This window comes from Amycolatopsis sp. NPDC051071 (assembly GCF_040682875.1).
In the GTDB taxonomy this organism is placed as follows: Bacteria; Actinomycetota; Actinomycetes; order Mycobacteriales; family Pseudonocardiaceae; genus Amycolatopsis.
In genome coordinates, this window is sequence record NZ_JBFBBY010000017.1 from 1 (window position 1) to 23,426 (window position 23,426).

15 protein-coding genes and 1 pseudogene are annotated in these 23,426 nt (G+C 63.9%); 8 read left to right on the top strand and 8 right to left on the bottom strand.

Going from position 1 to position 23,426, the window contains the following annotated elements; genetic code table 11:
- Positions 1–890 precede the first annotated feature (890 nt).
- Positions 891–1,109, top strand: a complete 219-nt coding sequence (locus tag AB0M65_RS08580; protein WP_364023564.1) for a hypothetical protein — start codon at positions 891–893, stop codon at positions 1,107–1,109.
- A 541-nt stretch (positions 1,110–1,650) separates the two neighbouring features.
- Here AB0M65_RS08580 and AB0M65_RS08585 read toward each other — a convergent pair.
- Genes AB0M65_RS08585 through AB0M65_RS08595 form a run of 3 tightly spaced genes read right to left on the bottom strand, consistent with a single transcriptional unit; the run spans position 1,651 to position 6,045 of the window.
- Positions 1,651–2,208, bottom strand: coding sequence for a hypothetical protein (locus AB0M65_RS08585; RefSeq protein WP_364023567.1), 558 nt, complete (start codon positions 2,206–2,208; stop codon positions 1,651–1,653).
- 13 nt (positions 2,209–2,221) lie between these two features.
- Positions 2,222–2,623, bottom strand: a complete 402-nt coding sequence (locus tag AB0M65_RS08590; protein ID WP_364023570.1) for a hypothetical protein — start codon at positions 2,621–2,623, stop codon at positions 2,222–2,224.
- The gene (locus AB0M65_RS08595) at positions 2,620–6,045 is read right to left on the bottom strand and encodes a hypothetical protein (protein ID WP_364023770.1); all 3,426 of its coding nucleotides are present in this window, start codon (positions 6,043–6,045) and stop codon (positions 2,620–2,622) included. Before AB0M65_RS08595 ends, AB0M65_RS08590 begins: the two co-directional genes overlap by 4 nt.
- A gap of 246 nt (positions 6,046–6,291) precedes the next feature.
- On the opposite strand from AB0M65_RS08595, the gene AB0M65_RS08600 reads away from it, so the two are divergent.
- Positions 6,292–8,088: an RICIN domain-containing protein gene (locus AB0M65_RS08600; RefSeq protein ID WP_364023573.1), complete on the top strand. Its 1,797-nt coding sequence runs from the start codon at positions 6,292–6,294 to the stop codon at positions 8,086–8,088.
- Positions 8,089–8,252: 164 nt separating this feature from the next.
- On the opposite strand, the gene AB0M65_RS08605 is transcribed toward AB0M65_RS08600, so the two are convergent.
- Positions 8,253–9,227, bottom strand: a complete 975-nt coding sequence (locus AB0M65_RS08605) for a hypothetical protein (RefSeq protein WP_364023576.1) — start codon at positions 9,225–9,227, stop codon at positions 8,253–8,255.
- Positions 9,228–9,286: 59 nt separating this feature from the next.
- On the opposite strand from AB0M65_RS08605, the gene AB0M65_RS08610 reads away from it, so the two are divergent.
- The 3 genes and pseudogenes from AB0M65_RS08610 to AB0M65_RS08620 form a co-directional block, all read left to right on the top strand.
- Positions 9,287–9,997 (top strand): tyrosine-type recombinase/integrase, encoded by a 711-nt coding sequence (locus AB0M65_RS08610; protein ID WP_364023579.1) that lies wholly within the window; start codon positions 9,287–9,289, stop codon positions 9,995–9,997.
- Positions 9,998–10,217: 220 nt separating this feature from the next.
- Entirely contained in the window at positions 10,218–10,994 is a 777-nt protein-coding gene (locus tag AB0M65_RS08615) for a hypothetical protein (RefSeq protein WP_364023582.1), read from the top strand.
- 386 nt (positions 10,995–11,380) lie between these two features.
- A pseudogene (locus AB0M65_RS08620) lies at positions 11,381–11,563 on the top strand (hypothetical protein); the annotation flags it as partial.
- 27 nt (positions 11,564–11,590) lie between these two features.
- Here AB0M65_RS08620 and AB0M65_RS08625 read toward each other — a convergent pair.
- Together AB0M65_RS08625 and AB0M65_RS08630 are read right to left on the bottom strand one after the other, a co-directional pair.
- Positions 11,591–12,396 (bottom strand): IS5 family transposase gene (locus tag AB0M65_RS08625; RefSeq protein WP_364023773.1). Its coding sequence is split into 2 segments (ribosomal slippage): positions 11,591–12,060 and positions 12,060–12,396, totalling 807 coding nucleotides; the frame shifts between segments, so codons are not numbered across the junction.
- 157 nt (positions 12,397–12,553) lie between these two features.
- Positions 12,554–15,229: a tetratricopeptide repeat protein gene (locus AB0M65_RS08630; protein ID WP_364023585.1), complete on the bottom strand. Its 2,676-nt coding sequence runs from the start codon at positions 15,227–15,229 to the stop codon at positions 12,554–12,556.
- Between the two features lie 180 nt (positions 15,230–15,409).
- On the opposite strand from AB0M65_RS08630, the gene AB0M65_RS08635 reads away from it, so the two are divergent.
- Positions 15,410–16,087 (top strand): toll/interleukin-1 receptor domain-containing protein, encoded by a 678-nt coding sequence (locus AB0M65_RS08635; RefSeq protein WP_364023588.1) that lies wholly within the window; start codon positions 15,410–15,412, stop codon positions 16,085–16,087.
- A 786-nt stretch (positions 16,088–16,873) separates the two neighbouring features.
- On the opposite strand, the gene AB0M65_RS08640 is transcribed toward AB0M65_RS08635, so the two are convergent.
- On the bottom strand, positions 16,874–17,074 hold the full coding sequence (locus AB0M65_RS08640; protein WP_364023591.1) for a prealbumin-like fold domain-containing protein: 201 nt from the start codon (positions 17,072–17,074) through the stop codon (positions 16,874–16,876).
- A 349-nt stretch (positions 17,075–17,423) separates the two neighbouring features.
- On the bottom strand, positions 17,424–17,549 hold the full coding sequence (locus AB0M65_RS08645; protein WP_364023594.1) for a WhiB family transcriptional regulator: 126 nt from the start codon (positions 17,547–17,549) through the stop codon (positions 17,424–17,426).
- Between the two features lie 88 nt (positions 17,550–17,637).
- Here AB0M65_RS08645 and AB0M65_RS08650 point away from each other — a divergent pair, with 88 nt between their 5' ends.
- Complete coding sequence (locus AB0M65_RS08650) at positions 17,638–21,315, top strand: hypothetical protein (protein WP_364023597.1); 3,678 nt, start codon at positions 17,638–17,640, stop codon at positions 21,313–21,315.
- Complete coding sequence (locus AB0M65_RS08655; protein ID WP_364023600.1) at positions 21,312–22,760, top strand: hypothetical protein; 1,449 nt, start codon at positions 21,312–21,314, stop codon at positions 22,758–22,760. Before AB0M65_RS08650 ends, AB0M65_RS08655 begins: the two co-directional genes overlap by 4 nt.
- Positions 22,761–23,426 lie beyond the last annotated feature (666 nt).

Sequence of the window (23,426 nt, forward strand, 5' to 3'; positions counted from 1 at the left end):
TCTGGTGTGGTAACTCGATCCAACCCGACGAGGTTTCTTCACGCTCACAGGGGGTTCACGTGGGTTACAGACACAACTTCCGGCAACCTGCTTAGTAATCATTCTGCCGCTGGTGATCGTCTTCGGGGCTACGGGCGCGGTCGGTGGCGGTTTGTTCACAGCCCTGACCACAGTGCTGACGGGCAGGGCGTACTGCCGTCGACAGCGCGATGGAAATGGATCCTGATGCCGCACACATCATCTGCTAAGACACGTGCGTTGCGGGCACGCATGGACTGCACCGGCGAGCCCCATCAGCTCGTCAAAACCGGCCCGAGCTGTCCACGACAGGCGATACCAGCGGCTGCCACGGCCGCTCAGCAGGAGCTAGAAGCACATATTCTCCTGGCACTCCGTGACATCCGCCAGTTGCGCAACCACGATCTGCCCTTCTACCCATTCCGCTACGCCACCTCGAAGCCCCAATCACTAGAACTGTCACTCCTGCCACATACTCCAGGATCATTCATATTCGGCCTGGCGTCGCGCAGTGAAGACTACGAGATCGCAGGTGTTCCGGGGCTCCGAGTCACTTCTAGCCGTCGAGGAGTCATTCTCCGCCTGCTCGGTGACGACGGACACCCAACTGAAGCCAACGTCCTCATTAAGGGCGTCACGCCAAGGCAATGGTCAAAGGCAATGTCATGGGCGAATGACGAGTACCTTGAAGCCGCGCAAGGCTTCTTCGTGCATGAGCCTGTGCTTACGGCAGCAGAGAGTCGGTTCCTGCGTCAATATAGGCGTATCCGAGCGCACCCGATGCTGGCCAGCCGCGTGCTGCGGCGCCTTCATCTGCTTAGCACTGCCCACTGGATTGACGCGTGGACGGCTGACTCGACAGTCAAGATCGAATGGTCTGGGGGGCCGCAGCTTCGCGAGGTAGCCGCCGCCTGATCGACCCTGACGTTGGTTTGCTTGGCGAAGAAGTCAGGCTGCGCCAACACAAGCTGATCGACAGCGACCAGGAGCTCTACTCGCTCGACTTCCAATGTCCGGCACCGCAGGCTGATGACACCGGCGGTGATCGTAGCTACCCGGAGGGTGCATTGGTCATGCGACGGATGGACTGACCTTCCACTCGTACGCCAGCCGACACTTTGGTGGGTCTGCTGGTCAGGTGCAGGGTATTCTCGCCGTCATGATTTGGCGTCCATAAGAGACACAAGAGCAGATCGCCACGCGAACAAGCGTGTCACGACCGTGGTCGCACGCTGCCTTCTATCTAATTCTTGCATGCAAGATAAATCCTAACAATGTGAAATCGCAAGTCTAAGATATTGACAACCATATATGCGGTGTGGCCACAATTGGTGCGAGTCGAAAACTGCGAGGTATCCAAATTGGGAAATCTTGCAGATTCCAAGTTCGCGAGTCTCGGTCGCGGGGGCTGGCTGGCTGGCTGGCTGCCGCTGTGCGGGCCGCCGGGTTGTCTGGCTTCGCCAGTTCAGCCGCGATCTTGCGCTTGAGTGATTCCTCGCCTTTAAAGGCGGTAGTCCCAGCCTTCCGGCTTGGCAAGGTTCGTCGGCCGACGCGTAGGACATGCAGGCCGCGTGTTCTGAAAAGGTGAACCCCCGCATCGCCAAGAGCGACACGGGGGTTCAGCGATCTGCGTCAGTCTTGTCGTTTCCTGGTCTCGGTGCTGCTGGCCTGGATCTGCGCGAAGCGCAAGGCTTCCTCTTCCGTTATTGGCACGGCATCTTTGTCGGGTCCCCTCTCGTCAAGCATCCGATAGAGCCAGCGAGTCGGTTCCCAGGTGAGTTCGGTGGTGAATTCCTGCATCTCGTTGCCATTGCCTCGGGCGCGAACAACGGTTACCGGTTCCTCAGTCGAGTGGCCGTCAGTCACAATCGCCCAATAGAAATACTGGGAGCCCTTCGACGCATCGCCCTCAGTCGAGGATGTCGAGTGATCAGAATTGAACCACCCTTCCTTGACGCGTTTGATCCTACGTTTCTCGAATCGCCTAAAATCTTCCTCGGAGATAGGCAAAGCCTCATTATAGTCACGTCCGTATTGAATCCTGCGCAGGGAATCGGAGCGCCGCCACTCCAGATCGATGGTGAACACTTCTTCGTCGCGGCCATCGCTCCGGGTGCGCACCACAACGTTCGGGTCTTCCAGAGAATCGTCGCGGCCCACAATGGCCCAGTAGTAGTAGTTCGAACTCATTGCAGCTCCCGCTCTACCTGCCAGGCCCGAATTCTGGGATCCGTATCGCACCATTCGGATACGGTACCTCACCGAAGATCAGCCCCATTTGGGCTGCGGCGAAGTCGGACTCGAGCTGGGTTACGCCGGGCGTGCGGTCCACCTCGTACCAGAAGTGTGTAAGTTGTTTGGCGTCGAAGCTCTTCCCAGTGTGGAACTGGAACTCGAAGAGTTGGCCGGTGGCTGGATCGCGCCATGTCATGTTGATACCCCGGTAGCGAGTGTTGTCGTGGTTGCGGAGCCAGAAGTTCTTCAGCTCCACGGCCTCGAAGCCCCGAGCCTTCAACGCCGCGATCCCTCGCTCGACACCGGTCACATAGCTGCTTTCCGGCAGGGTCACGGTATAGCGGACGCTGTCGTTGATGTCCGCGATCACCTGCCCAGGGGCTGCCCCTTCGCGAGCTCGGTCGCGATCTTGCGTTTGAGTGAGTCCTCACCTTTGAGGCGGTGGTCCCAGCCTTCCGGCTTGGCACTGGGTACTTCTTTCATCACCTGCTCGACCTTCGGCGAGATGTCGTTCTTCTCCGCGTCGGCGGCCTTCTTGATCAGGTCGTTCGCCTTGACGTTCGCAGCAGGATCGAGCTTGATCTCCTGGCCAAACTCGCGAGCGACCCACGACCCGTCGTCCAGGTTGCGGCCCGGCGTCCGGTCGGGTGCCGTGGGTGGGTCGACGCGATCGACTGGCTCGAATTTGAACTTCGCGTTATCGAGTCGGGCACCGCCGTTCTCCAGCTTCAGGACGCCGCCGTCGACCCGGGCGATCGCGCCTTCGAGCTTGGCGAGGTCGCCGTCGATCTTCAGGGTGATGGCTTCCAGCCGGTAGAACTGACCGTCGGCGACAGCGATTGCACCGTCGAGTTTGGCCAGGCCGTTCTCGACTTTCACCGTGAGCCCGAGGACTTCGCCGGTGTTGCCCGGCAGCTTTCCTGGGATGGAGTCAGCCAGCCTGACGGTGAAGCGGCCGATCCGGCCGACCCCGCCCGTCAGTTTGGTGCTGACTTTCGCGATGGTGGATGCCACAGTGGTGAGTGCTTTGGTAAGCGCGCCGCCGCTACCGCCGAGCGGATAGGTGAGGGCTGCCCCGACCGCGGCCGCGGTCAGATCGAACAAGCTCAGGCCCAGCGCTTTGCCTGGGTTGTCGTGCCAGACGTCAAGGTGGACCAGCTTGTACGGGTGCAGTGCGAGGTCTTTCATTCCGGCTACGACCTGGTCACACGACGGGGTGGCCGGCGCTGAGATGCCCTCCACCGCGCAGGCTCCGAGCGTCTTCATGCCGGTCCAGAAACCGTCGAAGCCCTCGATGAAGCCCTTGACCACGTCCTTGCCGAAGTCCGCGATCTTCATGTTGGCTTCGTGCCATGAAGCACACGCGGCCTCGTCGCCGGCCGTGCAGTTGATCATGTTCTCGACGTACTGCTTGATCAGCGGCAGGCCTTCTTCGTAGGCCTTCTTGTGCATATCGCCCAAGAACCGGAGGCAGTCCACAGACGTCAGCCGCTGGCTGCACGCGTAGACGGCTGCTGCGCCCTCGAAGAATTCGCGATTGAGCTCGGCCTGCTTCCGCTGGGCTTCCTCGCGCATCATCCGCTGGGCCTCGGCTTGGCGCCGTCGGAGGTCCTGGAACTGGTCCAGGCCCGCGCTCACCTCGTCGGTGAACTTGTGGATCGCGTCGGTCGTTCGTTTGGCCCAGGCGTGGATGGCTTCGGCCCCGCCGGCCGCCTGGTTGGCGGTGAAAGCGGCGCTGCTGGCCGCCGATGCCGCGTTGCGGGCTTGTGACGCGTCAGCACGGGCCGACGCCGCTGAACGCGTGGCGTTGGATGCCGCGTTGTGCGCGCCTCGTGCGTGCGTGGCCGCCGCGTTGGCCGCCTCGTTCGCCCCGACCGCGTACTGGGCGGCTTGGTTGGCTGAGTCCGCGGCGCGGGCGGCGGCCTCGTAGGCGGGTTTGACGTCCGCGATCGCCGCATCGGCTGCCTGCCGGGCCTTCGTGGCGGCGTTGCCGGCTTCTGTCGCCTTGTCCCGTGCCGAGCGGGCCTGCTCTTCGCCGACCATCAATGCCTCGGCGGCCACTGCCAACGCCTTGCGCGCGTCGGCGTCGATGCCGGCGTAGGGCCGTGCGATCACCTCAGCCGCCTTGGCCGGGTCGATGATCATCGCGGCGGAAGCGCTCGCCGCGGAAGCGGCACGGTCGGCGATGACGGACTGGAACACCGCCTGGTTGGACTCCGAGACCGCGGCCTCGGCCTCGAAGCGGGTCCGGTCGGCGGACGCTCTGGCAGCAACTGCGACGTTCGCCGCTTCGACGGCCAGACGGTGCGCTTCGTCAGCGGCCCGACGCGCGGTCACGGCCTCTTGCTCTGCCCTGGCCGCGGCTTCCCGTGCCCGCTTCGCCTCGGCGGCGGCCTTGCTCGCCTCAGATTGAGCGTAGGCGGCCGCCGTGCGAGCACGTTCCGCCCAGGCCGCGGCCGCGTTCGCGTCGGTACGTGCGCGACCGGCCGCTTCGGCGATGTCCTTGGTGGCTTCGTCGGCGTTCTTGCCCTGTTTGACGGCCTCGTCCCGTGCTGCCTTCAAGCTGGTCTCGACCTGGTCAGCGAAGGCCATCTTGCCGAAACAGACAGTGGTTGCGGTCCTGAGCTGGGCAGCGGTGGTCTGCACTGCGTTGGCCGCGTCCAGCTCACGGGTCTTCGCGCGCACCGCATCGCCGTGCGCCCGCACCGCGGAGTCCCTGCGCGCGATCGCGTTGGTCGCTGCCGATTGGGCCGTCAGACGCGCGTTGCGGGCGTTGGTCGCGTGGGTACGCGCGTTGGCCGCGGCGGTCTCCGCGATTCGCTTCTGCTGCTCGGCGCGGTCCCGCGCGCCGATCGCGATCTCCTGCTGCTTCTTCGCGGCGGCGGCGAGATCCGCCGCGGTCTCCGCCTGCCGCTCGGCTTCCTCCCGGTACTTGCGCGCGTTGTTCGCGTGTTCTTGGGCGTTTGCGTTGGCATCGAGAGCGCGGCTGTCGGCCAGAGTGGCCTCGGTCGCGTGCTGCGCGGTCTCTGCGGCCTTTGCCGCGGCCCCGGTGGCCGCACCGACGGCGATGGTGACCTTCGCCCAATCCAGTCCATTGGTCATGCCGGTGTCGATCAGGCGGACTGCGGCGTTCTGCACCTGGGCCGTAGTGCCTTGGGCGGTCTGTGCGGCGCGGGCGCCCTGCTCGGTATAGCGGGTGGTCTCGGCTACCAGCGCGACGAGGTCCTGGTCACGGCCGCGCTGGCCATGAGCCCGGCCCGGTTTGTCCTCGCGCAGGATCTGGTCGGCTCGGTGTGCTGCCTTGGCGTTCATCTGCATGGCCATCGTGGAGTCGTCGAGCGACTTGATCGCCTGGATGTTCGCCCGCAGGATCTCCGCGCGCGCGTTCGCGGCCTGCTCCGAGCGTCGGGCAAGATCGTTGATCTCAGTGACCGCCTTGTTGCGGTCCTCCAGCGCCTTCACGATCAACGCCTGCAGATCGTGGTCGCGCTGGTGCGCCTCGGCGTAGCCGGTCAGGTAGAACTCACGGATGCGGGCGTAGTCGCCGCTGAGCAGGATCGCTTCGCCTTCGACCTGCACCTGTGATCCACCGTGCGCGACCATGTCCCGCACGCGCCCGGTGATGCGGTCCTGTTCGGCTTTCGAGTCTTCGGCGTCCTTCTGGTCCTGTTTCTCGGCGATTTCCTTGCCGTAGGCGACGAAGTCGGCGATCACCTTGTCGTCGCCGGAATCGAGTGCCGCCTGTGCACCGGCCCGTACCTGCGGGCCGCCGGTCTGCGCCCAGCCCTGCACCAATTCGCGGTTCTTGGCCGCGGTGACACGTTTGCGTTCCGCGGCTTTGGCCTTGGCCTCTGCTTCGCCGTAGTCGAGGAACCAGAGGATCCGCGCCGGGTCGTTCGTGTCCAGCGCCGCCTGCGCGGCTTCCCGGACCTCGATGTCGGGCGCGTGCTTGGCGATGTCCTCGACCAGCTCGCGGTTGAACTGGTCCTCGTCGTCAAGGGGAGGGGGATCCTCCGCCAAACGCCGGAGATGGCGGTGATGAGTGACAAGAACTTCGTGATCACGTTGTGGCAGAAGGCCCGAGAGGGCAGTCAGATCAAGTCCGCCGCGCTCAAGGCGTTCACCGACACGACCGACGAGAACGCCAGCTACAACTTCATCAAGACCGGTATCTTCGCCGCTGCGGCGCTCGACCGGATCGAACTGGAGAAGAAGGCGGAGCGCGACCGCCAACGACTCGCCGCCGCGGCCGAGATCGGCTGGACGAACGTTCCGCAGGCGCAGCTCGACGGCTCGCTGGAGAACTTCGTCTTCAAGCTGTGGGAGAGGGCCGAAGAGGGCAGTGATGTCAAGAAGGGCGCGGCGACCGTACTGAAGACGGGTTCCACGGACGACCAGCGTCAGGAGTTCGTGGTCACCGGCATCTACACCGCGTCCGCAACCGACAAGAAGCGCAAGATCGAGGAAGCCGAGCGCCTCGAGCGCGAAAAACTCGAGCGCGAGGCGAACCGCACGGCGAAGGCGAACGCCTGGGCGGCCGCGACAAAGTCGACGGCCACCGAAGAACTCAAAAACCTGCCCGATCACGAGTTCATCTACGAGGTGATCAAACGCGCCATCGGCGCCAAGGTGAAGGCGGCCGCACAGGTCGCCTACGACAGTCGTGACGTGGCGGTGTGGAAGGCGTTCATCTTCACCGGCGTGCACCAGGCACACCAGGCGGACATCGACGAGCAGGAACGGCTCGACGCGATCGAAGCCGAACGTCAGATCCGGGTCTTCCTCGACAAGGCCGAACGCGACGGCTACCAGCCGAACCTGGCCGCCGCGGCCCGTGCCGCCCTCGCAGGCACCACCGCCCAGCGCAACGAGTTCCTCCTCGCCGGCCAGCACGCCGCAGCGAAGCTCGACCTGATCAAGCCTGCCGACAAGCGGGTCATCGAACTGCAGGGCATCCAGTCCGGCCGCTGTCTTTCGGTCGCCGGCCTGTGGGACACGCCGGGCCAGGGCGCTCTCGCCGCCGGCGCCGGCGGCGAACTGTGGGACTGTGCCCGCAGCCCGAAGCAGGTCTGGGAGCTGCAGGCCGCCGGCGGCAGCCAGTACCGTCTGCAGAACCTCGCGTCCAAGATGTGCTTGGACATCAGCGGCAATAACGTGATCCAGAACCCATGTAACGACCACCCGAACCAGCGGTGGGAGTTCCTGGAGAACGCCGACGGCACGTTCCAGCTGAAGAACGTCGGCTCCGGCCGATTCGCCACTGCGGCCGACTCGGGCACCGGCAACGCGACCCTGATCGTGCAGTACACCAACACCAACTCGATCGACCAGCGGTGGCGCCTCATCGACCCGACCCACGTCTCGTGGACCGTCCAGATGACACTCGGCACCATCCAGATCAAGGGTGTCCACTCCGGCCGTTGCATCCAGGTCGCAGGCCTCTGGGGCACACCGAACCAGGGCGCCAACGCCGACCTCGCGGGCACGGAACTCTGGGACTGCGCCGGCGGAGTCAAACAGGTCTGGGAACTGGTACCCCTGGGCGACAAGAAGTACGGCTTGAAGAACAAGAACTCCGGAAAGTGCCTCGACGTGCGCTACGGCGAGGTCGCCAACGGCACACCGCTGATCCAGTTCGGCTGTCACTACGGTGGCGCCCAGCAGTGGGTCTTCGTCCAGGGTGACAACAACACCGTCGGTCTCGCCAGCGCCCTGACCGGCAAGTTCGCCGACGTCGCGGGCTGGCAGACCGGAAACGGTGCGGGCATTTCCCAGTACGACGGCACCGGCGGCGCCAACCAGCGATGGACCATCATCCAAATGACCACCGCTTAGTCGCCTCAGCAAACGAACTGCGCGCCCCGACGGCGGTCCGGGGCGCACAGTTCGTTTGCTGGGCCGTGTATCCACGGTCGAATAGTGACCTGCGCCACGCTGGAACGCCGATCGTCCAGATATCTTAGCTGCGAGAACGCCACCAGATGAACCTCGTAACGGTTTCAATACATCGAGACGTGGATGTGGTCGTAGTGGCAGCCGGTGAGGTTGTTTGGATTGGGGCAGCCATAACTCCTGGATTGATAGGCGCTCCACGTTGGGTTGTCGGCTGACCAGTACTGGCTCTGCCAGATGAGGTAGCGGATGCCGAGATCCGCCTGGTGGGCGATGAGCCAATTCGCGATTTGCGATCCTTCGGTCACCGATGGCTGGCTGTGGGAATTGAACATGATGTCGCAGGCCCGCCCTTGTGGATGGTCGGAGTTCGGGTTGGCTGGTCGGTGTGCGAAGCAGCCGAGACCGTTCCCGGTCATTCCGTTGGCGCGCAGTGTTTGCACGAGGGTCAGGGTGCGTGGAGTGATTTGCCCGCCGCTGGTGGGGTCGGGCATGGTGGCTTGTTCGGGTGGCCAGTTGGTACGTAGCTGGCCAGTTGTTCTGGGTGCACAGGTGGAACCCTGCGCGACGGCCACGATCTGGCGGGCCGCATCTTCGAACTGGGTGTATCGGTCTGGAAATCCTGAGCGCTGAACTAGTTGGGCGGCTTCGGTGACGGGAATGTTTTGCCAGTTCGGTATCTCCAGGAGATGGCGGTAGAAGTGTTCGCTGCTGTAGCTGGGATCCATGATCTGGTCTGGGGTTCCCCAGCCCATGGAGGGGCGTTGCTGGAACAGGCCGAGGCTGTCGCGGTCGCCGTGGTCGAGGTTTTGCAGGCGTGACTGGGTGAGCGCGGTGGTGATCGCGACGACCCAGCCGTGTTCGGGGACGTGCATGCGTTTGCCGACGGCTACGATCGTTGCCGCATGCGTCATCTCCTGTGGTCCGTATCCCGCAGCCGTGCTGGTGACGCCTCCGGGAGCACAGTTCAGGCCACTGCCAGTGGAGCCGAACACTGCCTGCACGACGGCGATTGCTCCGCCGCCAATGAGGAGTATGAGCACCAGGACCAGCGCCACGCCGGTCGCGACGATCTTGCTCATGTCTGCTTCACCTCCATCGGTCGCTGGGGTCGAGCGGCGGGCTCGGGCTCGCCGGTTTCGTGCTTGGGCTGCTCGACTTCTACACCGGTGCCCGGTGGGGCGAGCTGGTCGGACAGCAGCGGCACGAGTACGACAGCGAGGCACGCTCGATTCAGATCCGCGAGCCCTTGAAGGAGATCGGTGGACGCCTCTTCAAGGGCGGTCGGACCAAGACCCCGGCGGGTACGCGAAGCGTGGAGCTGCCGCCGAGCATCGCGATCTTCTACGAAGAGCTGATGGACAGCCACAGCTTCCCGTTCGTGCTCTGCAGCGCTGAGGGTGCGCCGTTGCGGCGGTCGAACTTCCACAATCGGTACTGGCGTCCGGTCTGGGATGGAAGTGACGCTGAACACGCGCGGTCGGCGGAAGTGGTTCAGCCGATCCTGCCGACCTTCACGTTCCACGAAGGGCGGCACAGCCACAGCACCTGGTTGGCCGAGGACGGAATTCCCGAAGTTGCCCGGCGGGCGCGTCTGGGGCAGAAGATGAAGGGGATCGCGAGGGTCTATGACCATGTGACCCCGCTGATGCGCCGTCAAGTTGTGCAGGCGCTCGAGACTCGGTGGATCGGCTCGCTGGTCGCACTCACCCCGAGCGAGCGGACGAAGCTGGGGGAGTGGTTCACGCACCTGCACGCCACTTTCCATGACGGGCAGCTGGAGACGGCTCCGAGGGCCATCGCCTTTTTACGACTGAAGCCCTGCCCCTCCGAGGAGGAGCAGGGCTTCTGACCTGCGAAAACAGATGGTGCGCGATACTGGGATTGAACCAGTGACCTCTTCCGTGTCAGGGAAGATCGAATGCGCTCTTGACCAGGCGTTTCCTCTGTTTTTGCAGGTCGCCGGTCTCTCGTTCCTCCTTGTTGGGGCGGCTTCGAACGCGTTGCGGCGCGTTCCTGTCGCCTGAATATCGCCAGTTGATCTTTGATCGCTGGCTACGAGGAGTTATTTCGTGTCTGTCAATTCTGTGGGTTTTCCGGTTGAGCGTGATTCGGTTCTGCAGCTGATTACGGTCATGGTTGGCATCATCGTGGGGCTGACATTCATGTTCGGCTTTGGCAACATTCTGACTTTAGGTCTTCGGCTTGGGGTTCCGGGTTGGGTGGCGCCACTGGTTGCGCCAGCCGTGGATCTGTCGGTACTGGCGTTGTTGATCACGATCCGGCAGCTGTCGTTGCGCGGTGTCTCGGCTGAGGTGATCCGGCCGGCGCGCCGCCTGCTGCTGGCCTCGAGCATTGCGACCTTGGCGCTGAACGTGGCTGAGCCACTCGTCGTAGGCGAGATCGGCCGAGCGTTGTTCGATGCTGTTGGCCCTCTTCTGCTTATTGGGTGGGCCGACGTCGGGCCCGCGCTGCTCCGTGAGTTGGCATCCGCGGCCCAGCCCGGCAATGAACCTGCCGTTCCGGACTCATCGCCGAGTCCGCGCGCGTCGGTGGTTCCTGAGAAGGTCACTCAGGCAAGTCGGCTGGCTGACTCGTCTTCGCTGCCTGCGAAGCGGTCGAGTTTGTCGAAGATCGACGACGACCTGGTGGCGAAGGCGATCGAGGTAGATCGCCGTCATCGGGAGGAGCACCAACGCCCGATCTCAGCCGAGAGCCTGATGCGGCTCTTCGGCCTGGGCGCGGAGCGCTCACGCTTGCTGATGCGCACGGTTCGCGCGCGGTGGAAGCCCGAGCACGCTGTCCATGACGGTGAGGGCGACAATGCCGCTCGCGCTCGACTGGCATGACCAAATGCGGGTGACGCAACGATGTCTGGCGAATATTGTGGCGGACTAACGATCTCGAGTGCGAGTGCGCAACGTTGCCTCTCCCCCTGTCGATAGAACGCGCGGTGGAGGTGGGCTATGTCGAAAGCTTTGAGCTATGCGGGTGTTGGGCGGCGGAGCGCCGAGCAAGGTGGTGACCGCTCTCGATCATCTCGCTGGCGGTGCGCTGCTCGCACTGTCCGCGACCGGTTCCACGCTCGCGCTGAGCCTCTTCGATGCCAAGTCCGAGTTCTTCCGGCTGACCCGCGAACTGGTGTCTAAGCGAGTTGTCAGATGTTGTGTCTGTAACTTGTGCGTGTCGCTTGTGAATGTGAAGAACCTCGTCGGGTTGGATCCGGTTACCACACCTGGACCGACCCGACGAGGCCTCAACAAGTACGCGCCCGGCGCACATCTATGCCACTCTGACCCCTGCGCGGCACCAGGACCTGATCACTGCCTTGCGCCGGCAGTGGCGGGTCGCCGCCCTCGCCGTGATGATCCTGCTGTCCGCAGCCGGGATGAACGCCTCCGAGATCGCTGAACTACTGTCGAATCGGACGTACTTAGAGCTTGTCTCATGTGGTGTGTTTGTGGAGTTTCTTGTAGCAGGTGAGGGTGGCTCCGAGGGTGAGGAAGGCGAGGAAGTGTTCGGCTTTGCGTTCGTAGCGCAGGGTGAGGCGGTGGTATCCGGTGAGCCAGGCCATGGTTCGTTCGATCACCCAGCGGTGTTTGCCGAGTTTGTCTTTGGATTCGATGCCTTTGCGGGCAATGCGGACCTTGATGCCCCGGTCCCGGACCCAGCGTCGCAAATCGGGCTGGTCGTAGGCCTTGTCGGCATGCAGCTTGGCCGGTTTGCGACGCCGCGGACCACGACGGGACCTGATCGCCGGGATCGCCATCATCAGCGGCTTGAGCGCGTAAGAGTCGTGCGTGTTGGCGGCGGAGATCGCGAGCGCGAGCGGCAGCCCGGCGCAGTCGGACAGGGCGTGGATCTTCGAGCCGGGCTTGCCGCGGTCGACCGGGCTGGGACCGGTCATGGATCCCCTTTTTTGGCCCGTACACAGGCTCCGTCCACGATCGCGCGGCTCCAGTCGATGAGGCCCTCGCTGCCGAGTTCGTCCAAGAGTGCATGGTGCAAGCGCCGCCACAGACCGGCTTCGGTCCACTGACCGAAGCGGCGGTGCGCGGTCTGGAACGGCACCCCGAACGACGGCGGCAGATCCCGCCACGCACACCCGCTGGTCAGCACATACACGATCGCGGTAAACACCGCACGAGCGTCCACCGGCGCCGTACCGCCACCCTGCGGACGCGGCGCGAACACCGGGATCAGCGGCTCCGTCAACTCCCACAGCTCGTCCGGCACCAACCGCAACGACAACCGATCAGCCACAGCCAAGATTATCGCTCACCAACGACCGATCACCACGTAAGATACGCTCTTACTGGCGCCGGTTTCGGCGTAGGGCCGATTGCCGGGGTTGGCCTTGCGGTGGGTGTTGTGCGGCAGTCGATGAGGACGTAGTCGCCGAGCACGCTCAGGCTCGATCTACGTTTTCACGTGCAGCTTTGAGATTCGATCGAATTAGTTCGGTTGTCTGGTGCTGTGAGCCGAGGATTCGTTCGAATCCGGTAAGTGCAGACTCAAACAGAGGAATTGATTGTTCGTTTTTACCCGCTGCCTGGTAGGCTGCGGCAAGATTGTTGCGAAACACCATTGTCTGGGTGTTCTCTCCGAAGATGCGCTCACCGTTAGCAAGAACAGCTTCACGGAGTGGTATTGCCTGATTCAGCTGGCCGTTGATGTGGTATGTGGTCGCAAGTTCGTTTCGGCACGTCAGTGTCTGAAGGTCAGAGGAGCCAAGCGCATCTTCGCAGGAGAGAAGCGCCGCCTCGTACAGTGAGATCGCCCGATCCAGGTCGCCTGCGTCCCGGCAGGCGGCGGCAAGGCACAGTCGGCAAGCCAGCGACTTGGGGTGATCGGCACCAAGTGCGCGTTCGTAGCCGGCTACCGTGGACTCCAACAGGGGGATTGCCGGGTCCGGGTTGCCCGACCGGTGATAGACCTCAGCGAGATTGTGGCGGGTGGTCATGGTGGTGGGGTGATCAACGCCGAGTACGTGTTCGAGATCTGCGAGCACCGACTGCAGCAGCGGGATCGCGTGTTCCAGATCGCCGGCAGCCTGGTAGGAGCCGGCAAGGTTGTTGCGAGAGATCAGTGTGTGCGGGTGGTGGGGGCCTAGGGTTTGCGTCCGGTCGGCGACGAGGGACTCGTTCAACGAGATTGCTCTGGAAAGGTCGCCTGATGCCTCGGACGCGGCGGCCAGATTGCTGCGGCAGACGAACGTGGCCGGATGGGATTTCCCGAGAACCTGCTCCCGGCTAGTGAGAACAGTTTCGAATAGTGGAATCGCTCGATCCAGATCTCCATCGGTGCGGTAGGCGCCGGCGAGGTTGTGGAGGAAGTCCAATGTTTCCTGAGCGTCGGGCCCGAAGACGCGCTCGGCGTCCGCAAGTGCAGCTTCGAACAGCGGAATCGCGCGTGCGAGATCACCATTATCCTGATAGGCGCTGGCCAGGTTGCTTCGAGAGTTCAGGGTGTTGGGGTGGTCGGCGCCGAGTAGACGGTAAAAGCCTTGGGCTGCGCGAGTGTGGTACGCAACGGCTGTTGTTGTGTCGCCCTGGTCGAGCTGGTAGGAGCCGATCCGGCTGGCAAGTTCGCAGACAGACACAGTGTCGAGGCCGGAGAACGCGTAGCCGAGTAAAGCGCGAGCGTGGGGGAGGACCAGCCGGAATGTGGACCAGCTTGCAGGCATGTGTGGATCGGTGTCGATGAGCGGAGCGACGAGGGCCGCAGCGGTGGTGTCGCGGGCTTGGGCGATGTTGTCGGGTTGACGGTGTTGGTCGGCGGGGTCGGGTGTGCGGGTGACGGCCTGGACTAGGCGGTGCACGCTGATGGTGTCTGGGTCGAGGGTGATCATGCTGTAGGCGGCGAGTCTGCCGGTCGCGTGTATCAGGTCGAGGTGATCGTCGGCGCTGGTGGCCGCGGTGAGCAGATTTCGGGGGATTGATGTAGGGGCACACCAGGCGAGTCTGCGCAGGAGTTCTTCGGCTCGCGGCGTGTCGGCAAGCTTGTCGAGTGTGACGTGCCAGATCCGCGCCATCGTCCGCTGCGCATCCCCGCTCTCACCCGTCGCGGTGAACATTCGTGCGGGGTAGTGCGTGAGCAGGGTTAGGTAAGCAGTCGGCGTGATGCGGGTTTGGGCGATGTAGGCGCCGGCTTGGTGGATGGCCAGCGGGAGCCACCCCAGTTCCTCGCATAGCTGAGCAGCGCCGTCGAGGTCGGCGTCCGGCCAGTCAGCATTCACAGTCCAGGCAAGTAGTTGTCGTGCTTCGTCCGGTTTCAGCATGTTTATGGGGATGGCCGGGATGCCTTCCCAGCCTGTGCCACGCCTGCTGGTGATCACGACGGTGCCGGTGCGTACTCGCGAGAGCACCACGTCGGCGTCACTAGGCGCGGTGAGGTTGTCCAGGACCAGCAGCCAGCTCGGGTGAGTCGCGAGCCATCGCAACGCCATGTCGACTCGTTGCTCGAGCGGGGCACTGGCTGCGGCGGGTTCGAGAGAGACTGCCAGGTCGGCCAGCCCAGTCGTGAGCGCAGCCTCCGAGTCTGCGCTCACCCACCACACGAGGTCGAACCGGTCCTCGTGCAGCTCGGCGAAGCGCGCGGCCAAGGTGCTCTTGCCGGTTCCGCCCAGGCCGTGTATGACGGCCCTGGCGGCCTGCTGGGAGTTGGCCAGGGCTGTTTCCAGTTGTCTCAGTTCGTTCGAGCGGCCCATGAAGGCCTTTGGCCGGCGAAGCGAGTGTTGCGTCGGGTATGTCTTCGTGTCCGCCGTCGGGGAGCTCTTGGCACGTTTGGGGGGTGCCGCGCTCAACCGCCGTACCAGGTCGGCATGTTGCCCTCGCCACCACGCGAGATCGCCCAGCCTGCGGGCTTCCGTCGTCTGCGCATGTGACGGGAGGGTCGTGACGCACGCCGCGACCAGGCTGGACACCTGGTCCCACGATGGCGCTCTCACCCAACCGCCGCGTAGCAGGTCTCCCACCGATGACGACGCCTGTCCGGACCGTCTGGCCAGTTCGGCGACCGACATTCCCGCGAGCTGCCGCAAGTGATCAAGGTCGGCGGCAAACGCCTGTTGCAACTCCGCCAACTCGCCCCCTCCGCAGGCCTACCCGGCGACCGGGAAACACCGAAATCCGCTCATCGCAATCTAATCCTCACCAGCCTAAATGGTTCAAGCGGCCGGATACGGCCGAGAATCGACCACCCGAACGGCTCATCCGGGCACGGTGATCAACGGCAACATCGCCGAGTGCAGGGAGAGCAAGTGATGACCTACGCCAACGGCCACGATGTAGCGGAGCGGCGTCGTGAGGGTGATGGCCGCCAGCCGACCGTGTTCATCTCCTACGCACACGACTCGCCGGCGCACAAGGACCAAGTCCGCCGGTTCGCTGAGCTCCTCCGCGATGGCGGTGTCGAAGTCGTGCTCGACCAGTGGGTTCCCCCAGGTCGACAAGACTGGGGAACATGGGCGGTGCGAGCCATCGTGCGTTGTGACTTCACAATCATTATCGCGTCACCGGGCTATAAGCGGGCAGCCGACGATCTCGACGATTCTCGCCTCAACCTGGGGGCCCAGTCAGAAGCGGCAGTGATCCGCGACGAATTGCACGGCGACCGGCCGCAGTGGAAGCGCAGGTTGCTGCCGGTGGTGTTGCCCGGCTACACGAAGGCCGAAATTCCCTACTTCATGCAGCCTCATTCAGCTGACCGATACCACGTCGACTCCTTCGACGCGCGCGGGATCTCGAGCCTGATGGCCGCGTTGAACGCCGGATCGGGCCTGGGTAAACGCAGCTTTGAAGCCGATACGGAGAGGTGTCTGGCGCCGCACGCAGGTGGCATCTCGGGTGTACCTGATACGACGACGACCATGACAGCGACCGACTCGGGTAGCGGACGGACTTTCCAGACCGGAAACGATCAACACATCACCGGAGCGTGATCGATCACGACCGCGAGGAAGTCGATCGAGAACCCGGCACGGAACAGCATCTCGATGCGTACCGCCTCGGGTCGAGAACAATGAACCAGGCTGGCTATGATCAGCACATCTACTACCAGGACGACACTCGCCGAACTCTGCGTACGCACGCCGGCGCGCCAGAGTGCGATTGCCCTACCTGGGTCGGTCTTCGTTCCGGCCGGACCAGGCCAAGTGGTTTTTCGGCCGGGACCAGTTCGTCGCCGGGCTGATCGGCAGACTTTGACTTCGCTATGGAGGCGGTGGGATCCAGCTGGTGCTCGCCCCGCCGCCGCGAGTGCCGCCTTAGCCTTCGTGTTCGCCTGTGTCGGGCTGGCCGCGAGCTTATCGGCCGCGGCGTGGAACCCGCTCCCACGCGGGAGTCCGGCGCGATCCACGCCCTGCGCGTCGCCGAGGTGCTTCTGCTGTGCGACGACGCAGACACGGTGGCGTCCGGATCGTGCGGCATCGATGATCGAAGTGCAGATCACAGCAGCTCTTAGCAGCGGGGGAACGCTGCCAGCTTTGCGATGTCGCACGATCCTGGTGCCGGGTGATGGATGTCCCTCCGTAGTAGGCGAACCACAAACCCGACGGTGCTGACGCTGGTTCAGCGTCGTAAGCAGGTGGATGCCTGCTCTCGAGCCACTGCGCGAGAAAGTCCTGGCTGTTGGCCGGGCTGTCGTCGCCATCACGACTCCGTTCGTGTCCGCTGCCAGCTGGACATGAACGAGGCCTGGGTATGACAGTCCCGTAGTGCGGATTCGCTCATGGAGCCCAACGCGCGGGCGGTCTGGCGCCGCCGTTCTGCGGCTGTTCCTGCACAGTGTAGGTGCCCGGCCGCAGACCGGCGAACCCGAATGTTCCGTCGACGGAGGTGGTGGCGGTCGCGCCGCTCTCAAGGGGCCACGGTTCAGTTTGCCAGCCCCCGGTCGCCCGACAAGAACAAGCACGCTTCAAACGAGCCACATGGCGCCGTCGCAGGTTCGTGCCCTCGGCGGGAGCACCAAAGGATGGGAACGCGGCTGACCAGCAGTTTCAGAACGGGTGCCTGGTTATACAGGCCAGTTTCGTCTTGTAGTGGTCAGGTGACGCTAGCGACCGGTGGCGCGCTGCTGCCGTTTCGGTGGTGCCACAGCGATACGTCGCAGACGATCGCCGCCTGTGGCAGGCCAAGGTGCTCAGCTTCGGCGCCGTCAAGGAGGTCGATCTCGAAGACGACGTCCGTGGCTTTACGTGCTGCTGACGGCGGGTCCGCTGAGTGGAGTCGGGCGTTGTGTTCGTGCTGCCTCCTGAGCATCAGCGTGTCTCAAGTGGTTCACGGTCGGCTTGGCCCATGCGTGCCCCACACGCCGTAGCTCTCGTCACTGGTGCGTGCCGTGATGGCGCAGGTGAGGCGGACCGGGCACAGGCGACATGTCTCCTTACACCCAGCCGCAGCCATGCTTCCTGACTCGGCTTCGCTAAGATGCCTGGCGTCAGACACCTACCGGATGGACCCAGTGACGAGCTATTCGAGTGACGCAGGTGGAGTGTCGGATGGCAGCCGAGGGGCTGCCGATGCTCTTCTTGCCACGATCGCAACAGGTCGGGCTGTCCTTCTTCTTGGTCAGCGGCACAGCGGCGGTCTCGTCGACAAACTGATTCGCGACGTCGCGGCCCTGTCCGGCGCGGTGAAGCAGCCGACGTTGCAGCTGCAACTGCAGACGTTGGACACGGTGAGCCGGTTCGAGGAGGTCCGTCGGGCGTTCGGTCACCACCGGCCCGATGACGAGTTGTTCGAGATCGCACGGTGTCCATGGAGCTTGGTGGCCGTCTCCGCCGTCGATCCGTTGCCTCTTGAGGCATTCAGCCAGGTCGGCAGCGATTCGGGCAGGCGACTGCGGGTGCTGTTCCCCGCGCAAACGAGGGCGCTCACCGCCTCGGTCAACCCGGCTGTGCTCACGGTCGTCCGGCTTTTCGGCTCGACCGACGAACAGGCGTCTGGGAATTTGCCGCCGCTGACCGCTACGGCGCTCCGGCAGCGACGTGCGTTCGACGTGGCGCCGGTGCTCCAGCAGATCCCGTTCCTCGCGGCCTCTGGAATGTTGGTAATCGCGGGCGTCGGTGAGGACGACTGGCTCCCGCTCGATGTGTTGGCACTCGCATGCAGCGCTCTGCCCGCAGGATCGGTTCACTGGTTCCTCGGGCACGAAAAGCCTGCGGCACCCGCCGACTTCGACGATTTCGGCGACGCCCTGGTGGTTCACGAGGGCTCACTATCCGACTTTCTCCGGAACAACGCGGCGACAAACGCCGGCCAAAAGCTCACGGACGCTCAGCGGGTCGCGCTCTCACCTGACGACCACATCATCTCGTACGGCCCGCTCAGCGACACCAAGCGCATCGTGTTGTCGGCACAGGAGTGGCGCAGCATGACGCAGTCTGCGGTCATCATTGACGACGCCGCGACCGCTGCTCCTCCACCCCTCTCTCCGGATGAGATGCGGACGGAGTTCCGCCGCTTTCTCCGAGGTGCACAGCGCCCACCCGACTGGTCGGCGATCGTTCGAGGTTTTCTTTACCCGCGCGACGTCGGAGAACAGCTGGCGGCAGAGGTCGAAGCCGCACTCGCCGAGATCGGCTCGGTAAATCCCAGCGGGTCGACGGAGCAATATGTCGTCAACTACTCGCGTCGACCGATCCTGCTCACCGGTCCGCCAGCTTCCGGCAAGAGTCGTATTATCCACTGGCTGGCTGTGCACCTGCGCCAGCGCGGTCACGTCGTCCTCTACGTCACTCCTGTGGCCGGCCGGCTGAAGATCGAGGCGATCGAACGAGTGTGCCGCCTTTTGCAGTCCCGCGGAGCCCAGGGCGTAGCTGTTCTTGGCGACGAGCTCGATAACTCCGAGTACGCGCAGCTCGCCGAAGCGCTCGCTGCGGCGGGCCGCAACGCGGTGGTCGTGGGTTCCGCCCGGCACGGTCCGAGGAAGAACAACCCCGACGACGATCCTAGATCCATGTCCAGCCGAGAGCCGGATTACAAGTCGATTCCGGTAGGACGCCGGTTGTCGAGCGGTGAGATCTCGGAGTTCAGGAAATACCTCGAAGACCACGGCGAGCGAACGGACGGTCTCACCACCACCCTCATCGGCGACCCCTATTTCCTTTTGCTCATCTACTACCTGCTTCCTGACGCCCAAGGGAACGTTCGACTGCGGCTTGGGGAAGCGTACGACCGGTTGGCTCGCGCTCTCGACGAGACGGGACAGGCGGAACAGGGTGATTCTAAGGACAACAGTGTCCTGCGTGAACAGCTGAAGGCCGCAGCCAGCCAGCTCTTTCCCGGTATCGACTTCGACCGTGAGACTGAGGCTAAAGGGACCTCTCCCTTCTCCTACAGCGAAGCAAGCCGCAATGCGTTGGATCTAGCCCTGCTCTGTGCACGGTTGAAGCGGCCCATTCCCGTCGACCTCCTGATGAGGGTCTTCGGCGCCGACTTCATCCGGCAGTACGCTGCGTTTAGCCGCCGTCTCGGTGACTCCGAACTCATGTACGAGACCGTGGACGAGTACGGGACCCTTGTGCTCGGCACCGACCACGACGAGCTTGCCCGCCTCGCGCTTGGGGTCGTGCGGCCGTCGTTGCCGGATCAGATGCGCCTCCTCGATCTTCTTGTCGGCGCGGTGCAATGGCGCGAAAGCAACTACCCCGGTGACGACCCCAATCAGGACTACTGCACTGAGGTCCTCCGCCTCGTCGGTCCCCGCGGCACGTTCGCCGATGACTATTCGAGTCCCGCCAGTCTCGAGTTGCTCGCACAGGTGCTAGAGCGCATTCGGCGCGTATCCCAAGTGCGCATCCCGAAACTGCTACTCCTCGAAGCACAGGCTCTGCGCCTGCTGGCCAACCGCGATGCCGACTACAGCGCCTCGCTGGGACATGCCGCGAGTGCTATCGATGTCCTGGAACAGGCTGAAGAAGTACTCCAAGGTCGTCGTGCGACGGACACCCGGAACCTCGAGATGCACAACCTCCTGACGACACGGGCCGCCGTGCACGGGTACAAGATCGGCGCTCATCTACGTCGCTTGGGACAGGTGCACGAGACCGTGCCGGGGGCGACCGAGGAACGGGCACTCCGCCAGGCGATCGAGGACGACTTGGAGCTGGTCAGCCGCTACGTGGCGCGCACCCGCGCGCTCGGCCGCACCAGCTTCTTCCCGTTGGACGTCAACTTCTGGACGTTGCGGGATGTCGTCAACCAGATTCCATCGCTTTCCGAGATCGAACGGATTCGCTTCATCGCGCAGATGGCCTCCATCCTGGACATCGCGGTGGAGGAACCGCTGGAACCACAGCAGGTTCGGCGGTTCCGGAACCGCCGCATTGAGCTGGCCGAACTGGAGGGCCACCACGCGGTCAGTGCTGAACTGGCCGAAGAGATGCGCCGTGGAGGTGACTTTTCCGGCCACTGCCAGATCATCAGGAGCCAGGTCTACGACCCGAATACCCGTCGCGCCCAGTCGCCCGCTGCCGCCAAGCAGGGGTTGGACCAGCTCCTGGCGCTGGGCGAGTCCGTGTGGCGTAGCCGAGTCGCCATGGCGCTTGCCCATCACCTCTGGATGGAGGTCCACCTGCCCGGCGGCCAGGTCGGCGGCGCCGACCCGGTGTACGCCTCCTGTACCCGCGAGGAGTGGGAGCAGTGGAGTCGGATTCTCCGCGCCCGTCTGGGCTCCTCTGAGGATGAGGACAGCGCGTTCGTCACCTTCTGCCTCGCCTGGGCACTCCTCCAGCTCTCCGAGCCGCACGCGGCTCTTAGCCAGATCGCGGTGTTGGAGGTCAACTCGGTCGGCAGTCGTCGGCGGGTTGGCTGCCTGGCGGTGCTCGCCGGTGACGATGGCAGCCCGAAGGAATACCGCGCGGTGGCCCGTCGCCGTCAGGGCGAGGTGTGGATCTGCTATATGCCGCAGCTGCTAACCGAGATCCGGGTGTCACCCTCTGTCCTGGGTGCGGAGGCCGATCTTCAGGTGGGCACCGAGATTCCGATCTTCGTAGGCCTGAACTACCGCGGTCTGCTCCCCTGGGACCGGCGAACTAACACGCAGCGTCAGCCAGCTGCGGCTCGCTCAGGCAAGGAACCGCGCCCCTCGGACGCCCCCGCTCGCCCTGGGCCGTCGAACCGGCCATCACCGGGAATGATGCCGTCGAAGCGGCTCCGGGGCCGATGAGCCAGGAGGAGAGGATACAGCGAAATCAGGAAACTCCTGACTGGCGCCGTGATTTCGGCATGGGTGGCGTACCCGTCCAAGTCGTGGCAGTCAGCCCTCAGCTGGTGCAAGCCTGCGAGCTGATCGACGATCTCGGTCGCGGCGACTCCCGTTTCGTACTCCTCCAGGCGCCGCCTGGTGGTGGGAAGTCGACGCTCGTCGCGGCGGCCTTGACCGCCTTCACCGAACTCGGACGTCCGTGCGAGCAGATCCGCCTCGGCCACGACCCTGGCTCGGTTTTGGAACGGCTTGTCCAGAACAAACTTGACGCGATCGTGGTGGTGGACGATTGCGACAGGCTCAATGCGTCGATATTGCGCAGACTCGTCGCGAAGAGGCGGAATTGTCAGGGTCTTTTGCTCACCGCGACCAAGGTCGGTAGTGATATTTCTTCGGTACTCAGCGAGGAACACGACCGATACCTTCGGGTGCCCCGACTCGAGGAGCGAGCGGACGACCTGCTTCGGGTCGCGGGCATGATGTGGACTCGGCTGCCGATGCCACCACTCGCGGAAGCCTGTGACCACTCAGCCTTGACGGCCCTGCGGGAGGGCGTGTACCCCAAAGGCGCGTGGTCGCTCGAAGTCATTTTGACGAGCATCGTGGAGTTGCTGGAGGCCAGTGGAGACTTGGTCGACGGCCGTCTCCGCCGGAAGATCACCTCAAGCGACGTGATTCCGCATCTGTACCGTCTGATGAAAGAGCAAATGCCGCAGACGGTGGTCGCGCCTACCGATGCCGTCCTTGTGGTCGAGGGCGAGACCGACGAGGTCTACCTAAGAAGAGCTGCTGAGCTCGCGTTGGAACAACGAGGATGGCATCTGCTCGACGGGCTCCAGATCGAGGCACCGACCGGCCGCACAGGAGGCGGTAGCGCCGTCGTGGACCGCTTACTCGAACTCCGGCGCAAAGACGTTGCCCAGATCGGCCTTTTCGATCGCGACTCAGCTGGCTTGGCCGCGTACGACATGGCCCGCAAGCTCGGTCTCAAGCGGCTCCAACTGCCCGCCAAGTTCGACCCGCTCGCCCGCGACGACCAGAGCGCGGTTGTGGAAATCGAGGACCTGCTTCCCATCGAACTGTTGGACCGCTACTACCACGAGCACCCCGACGTGTCATCCGAGGAGCGGCATTGGCGCCTAGGGCGATGGCGGATCGTGCCTCTCGGCAAGGATAAGGGCGAACTCGCTGGGTGGGTCTGCTCTGTCGCTAGTTACGACGACCTTGAGCGGTGTGTTTATCTCCTGGTCGAGCTGCGCAAAGAACTGGGCTTGCCGTCCTCTGCGGAGATGCTTGACAAGCGCTGGCTCTCCCGCCTCCAGAACCGGCCGTCCGACGCGTGCGAGCCATCCATCGTCTCGACAGTTCCTCCCGCTACTTCCGCAGTTCATCCATTGGACTCTTGAGCTTGCGGCATGCACGTCGTCTCCTACAATGAAATTGTGGGTTAAATCAGTCGAGCTTGATTTCTGTGCCGCACCGCTCGGCCTCTGCCGTGACAATTCTTTCAGGAGTTCCTGCGCGGGTTTGGCGCATTGGCGTTCTGTGATTTTTGGCCAGCTCGTGACTTCGCCTGGAGCGTGCCGAGGGTTCGACAGATGCTCGGCGGAGAGAAGCAACGACCAGTTCTCCGATCGCTCAGCGACGAGTCGTTGAGCAGTGTCCGAGTGAACGATAGCGATCACCGATCGTCCGCACCTGCTTGGCGCCGTCGGACGGCAGAGCGGCGTGATGGGGTGTCCTGGCGCAGTACTGGCAGGCGGCATCCTTGCGGACGTCTGCAGGAGTCTCTTGTTCCGGTGTGCGCTGTTCGACCCGTCCGCATCCGAGCTGTCCAAGCAGAAGGACCTCGACGTCACCAGGCGCGGCCGCGTTTGACCTGGGCTGATCGTGCGGTGTTGACGGCGTTGGTGCGGCTCGTGCCGGGCTGGCGTCGGTTGCGGTTGATCGTGTCGACGCGCACGATTCTGCGGTGGCATGCGGCGCTGGTGCGACATCGGTGGACCTACGGGCGTCGACTGGGTCGGCCGGCTGTTGCCGTGGTGATCCGCCGGTTGGTGGTGGTGGCGAGG

Excerpts from the sequence above, each read along its gene's own strand:
- AB0M65_RS08580 (WP_364023564.1), top strand. The coding sequence starts at position 891 with ATGGTCTGGGGGGCCGCAGCTTCGCGAGGTAGCCGCCGCCTGATCGAC.
- AB0M65_RS08585 (WP_364023567.1), bottom strand. The coding sequence starts at position 2,208 with ATGAGTTCGAACTACTACTACTGGGCCATTGTGGGCCGCGACGATTCT.
- AB0M65_RS08600 (WP_364023573.1), top strand. The coding sequence starts at position 6,292 with ATGAGTGACAAGAACTTCGTGATCACGTTGTGGCAGAAGGCCCGAGAG.
- AB0M65_RS08605 (WP_364023576.1), bottom strand. The coding sequence starts at position 9,227 with ATGAGCAAGATCGTCGCGACCGGCGTGGCGCTGGTCCTGGTGCTCATA.
- AB0M65_RS08635 (WP_364023588.1), top strand. The coding sequence starts at position 15,410 with ATGACCTACGCCAACGGCCACGATGTAGCGGAGCGGCGTCGTGAGGGT.
- AB0M65_RS08645 (WP_364023594.1), bottom strand. The coding sequence starts at position 17,549 with ATGGCTGCGGCTGGGTGTAAGGAGACATGTCGCCTGTGCCCGGTCCGC.
- AB0M65_RS08655 (WP_364023600.1), top strand. The coding sequence starts at position 21,312 with ATGAGCCAGGAGGAGAGGATACAGCGAAATCAGGAAACTCCTGACTGG.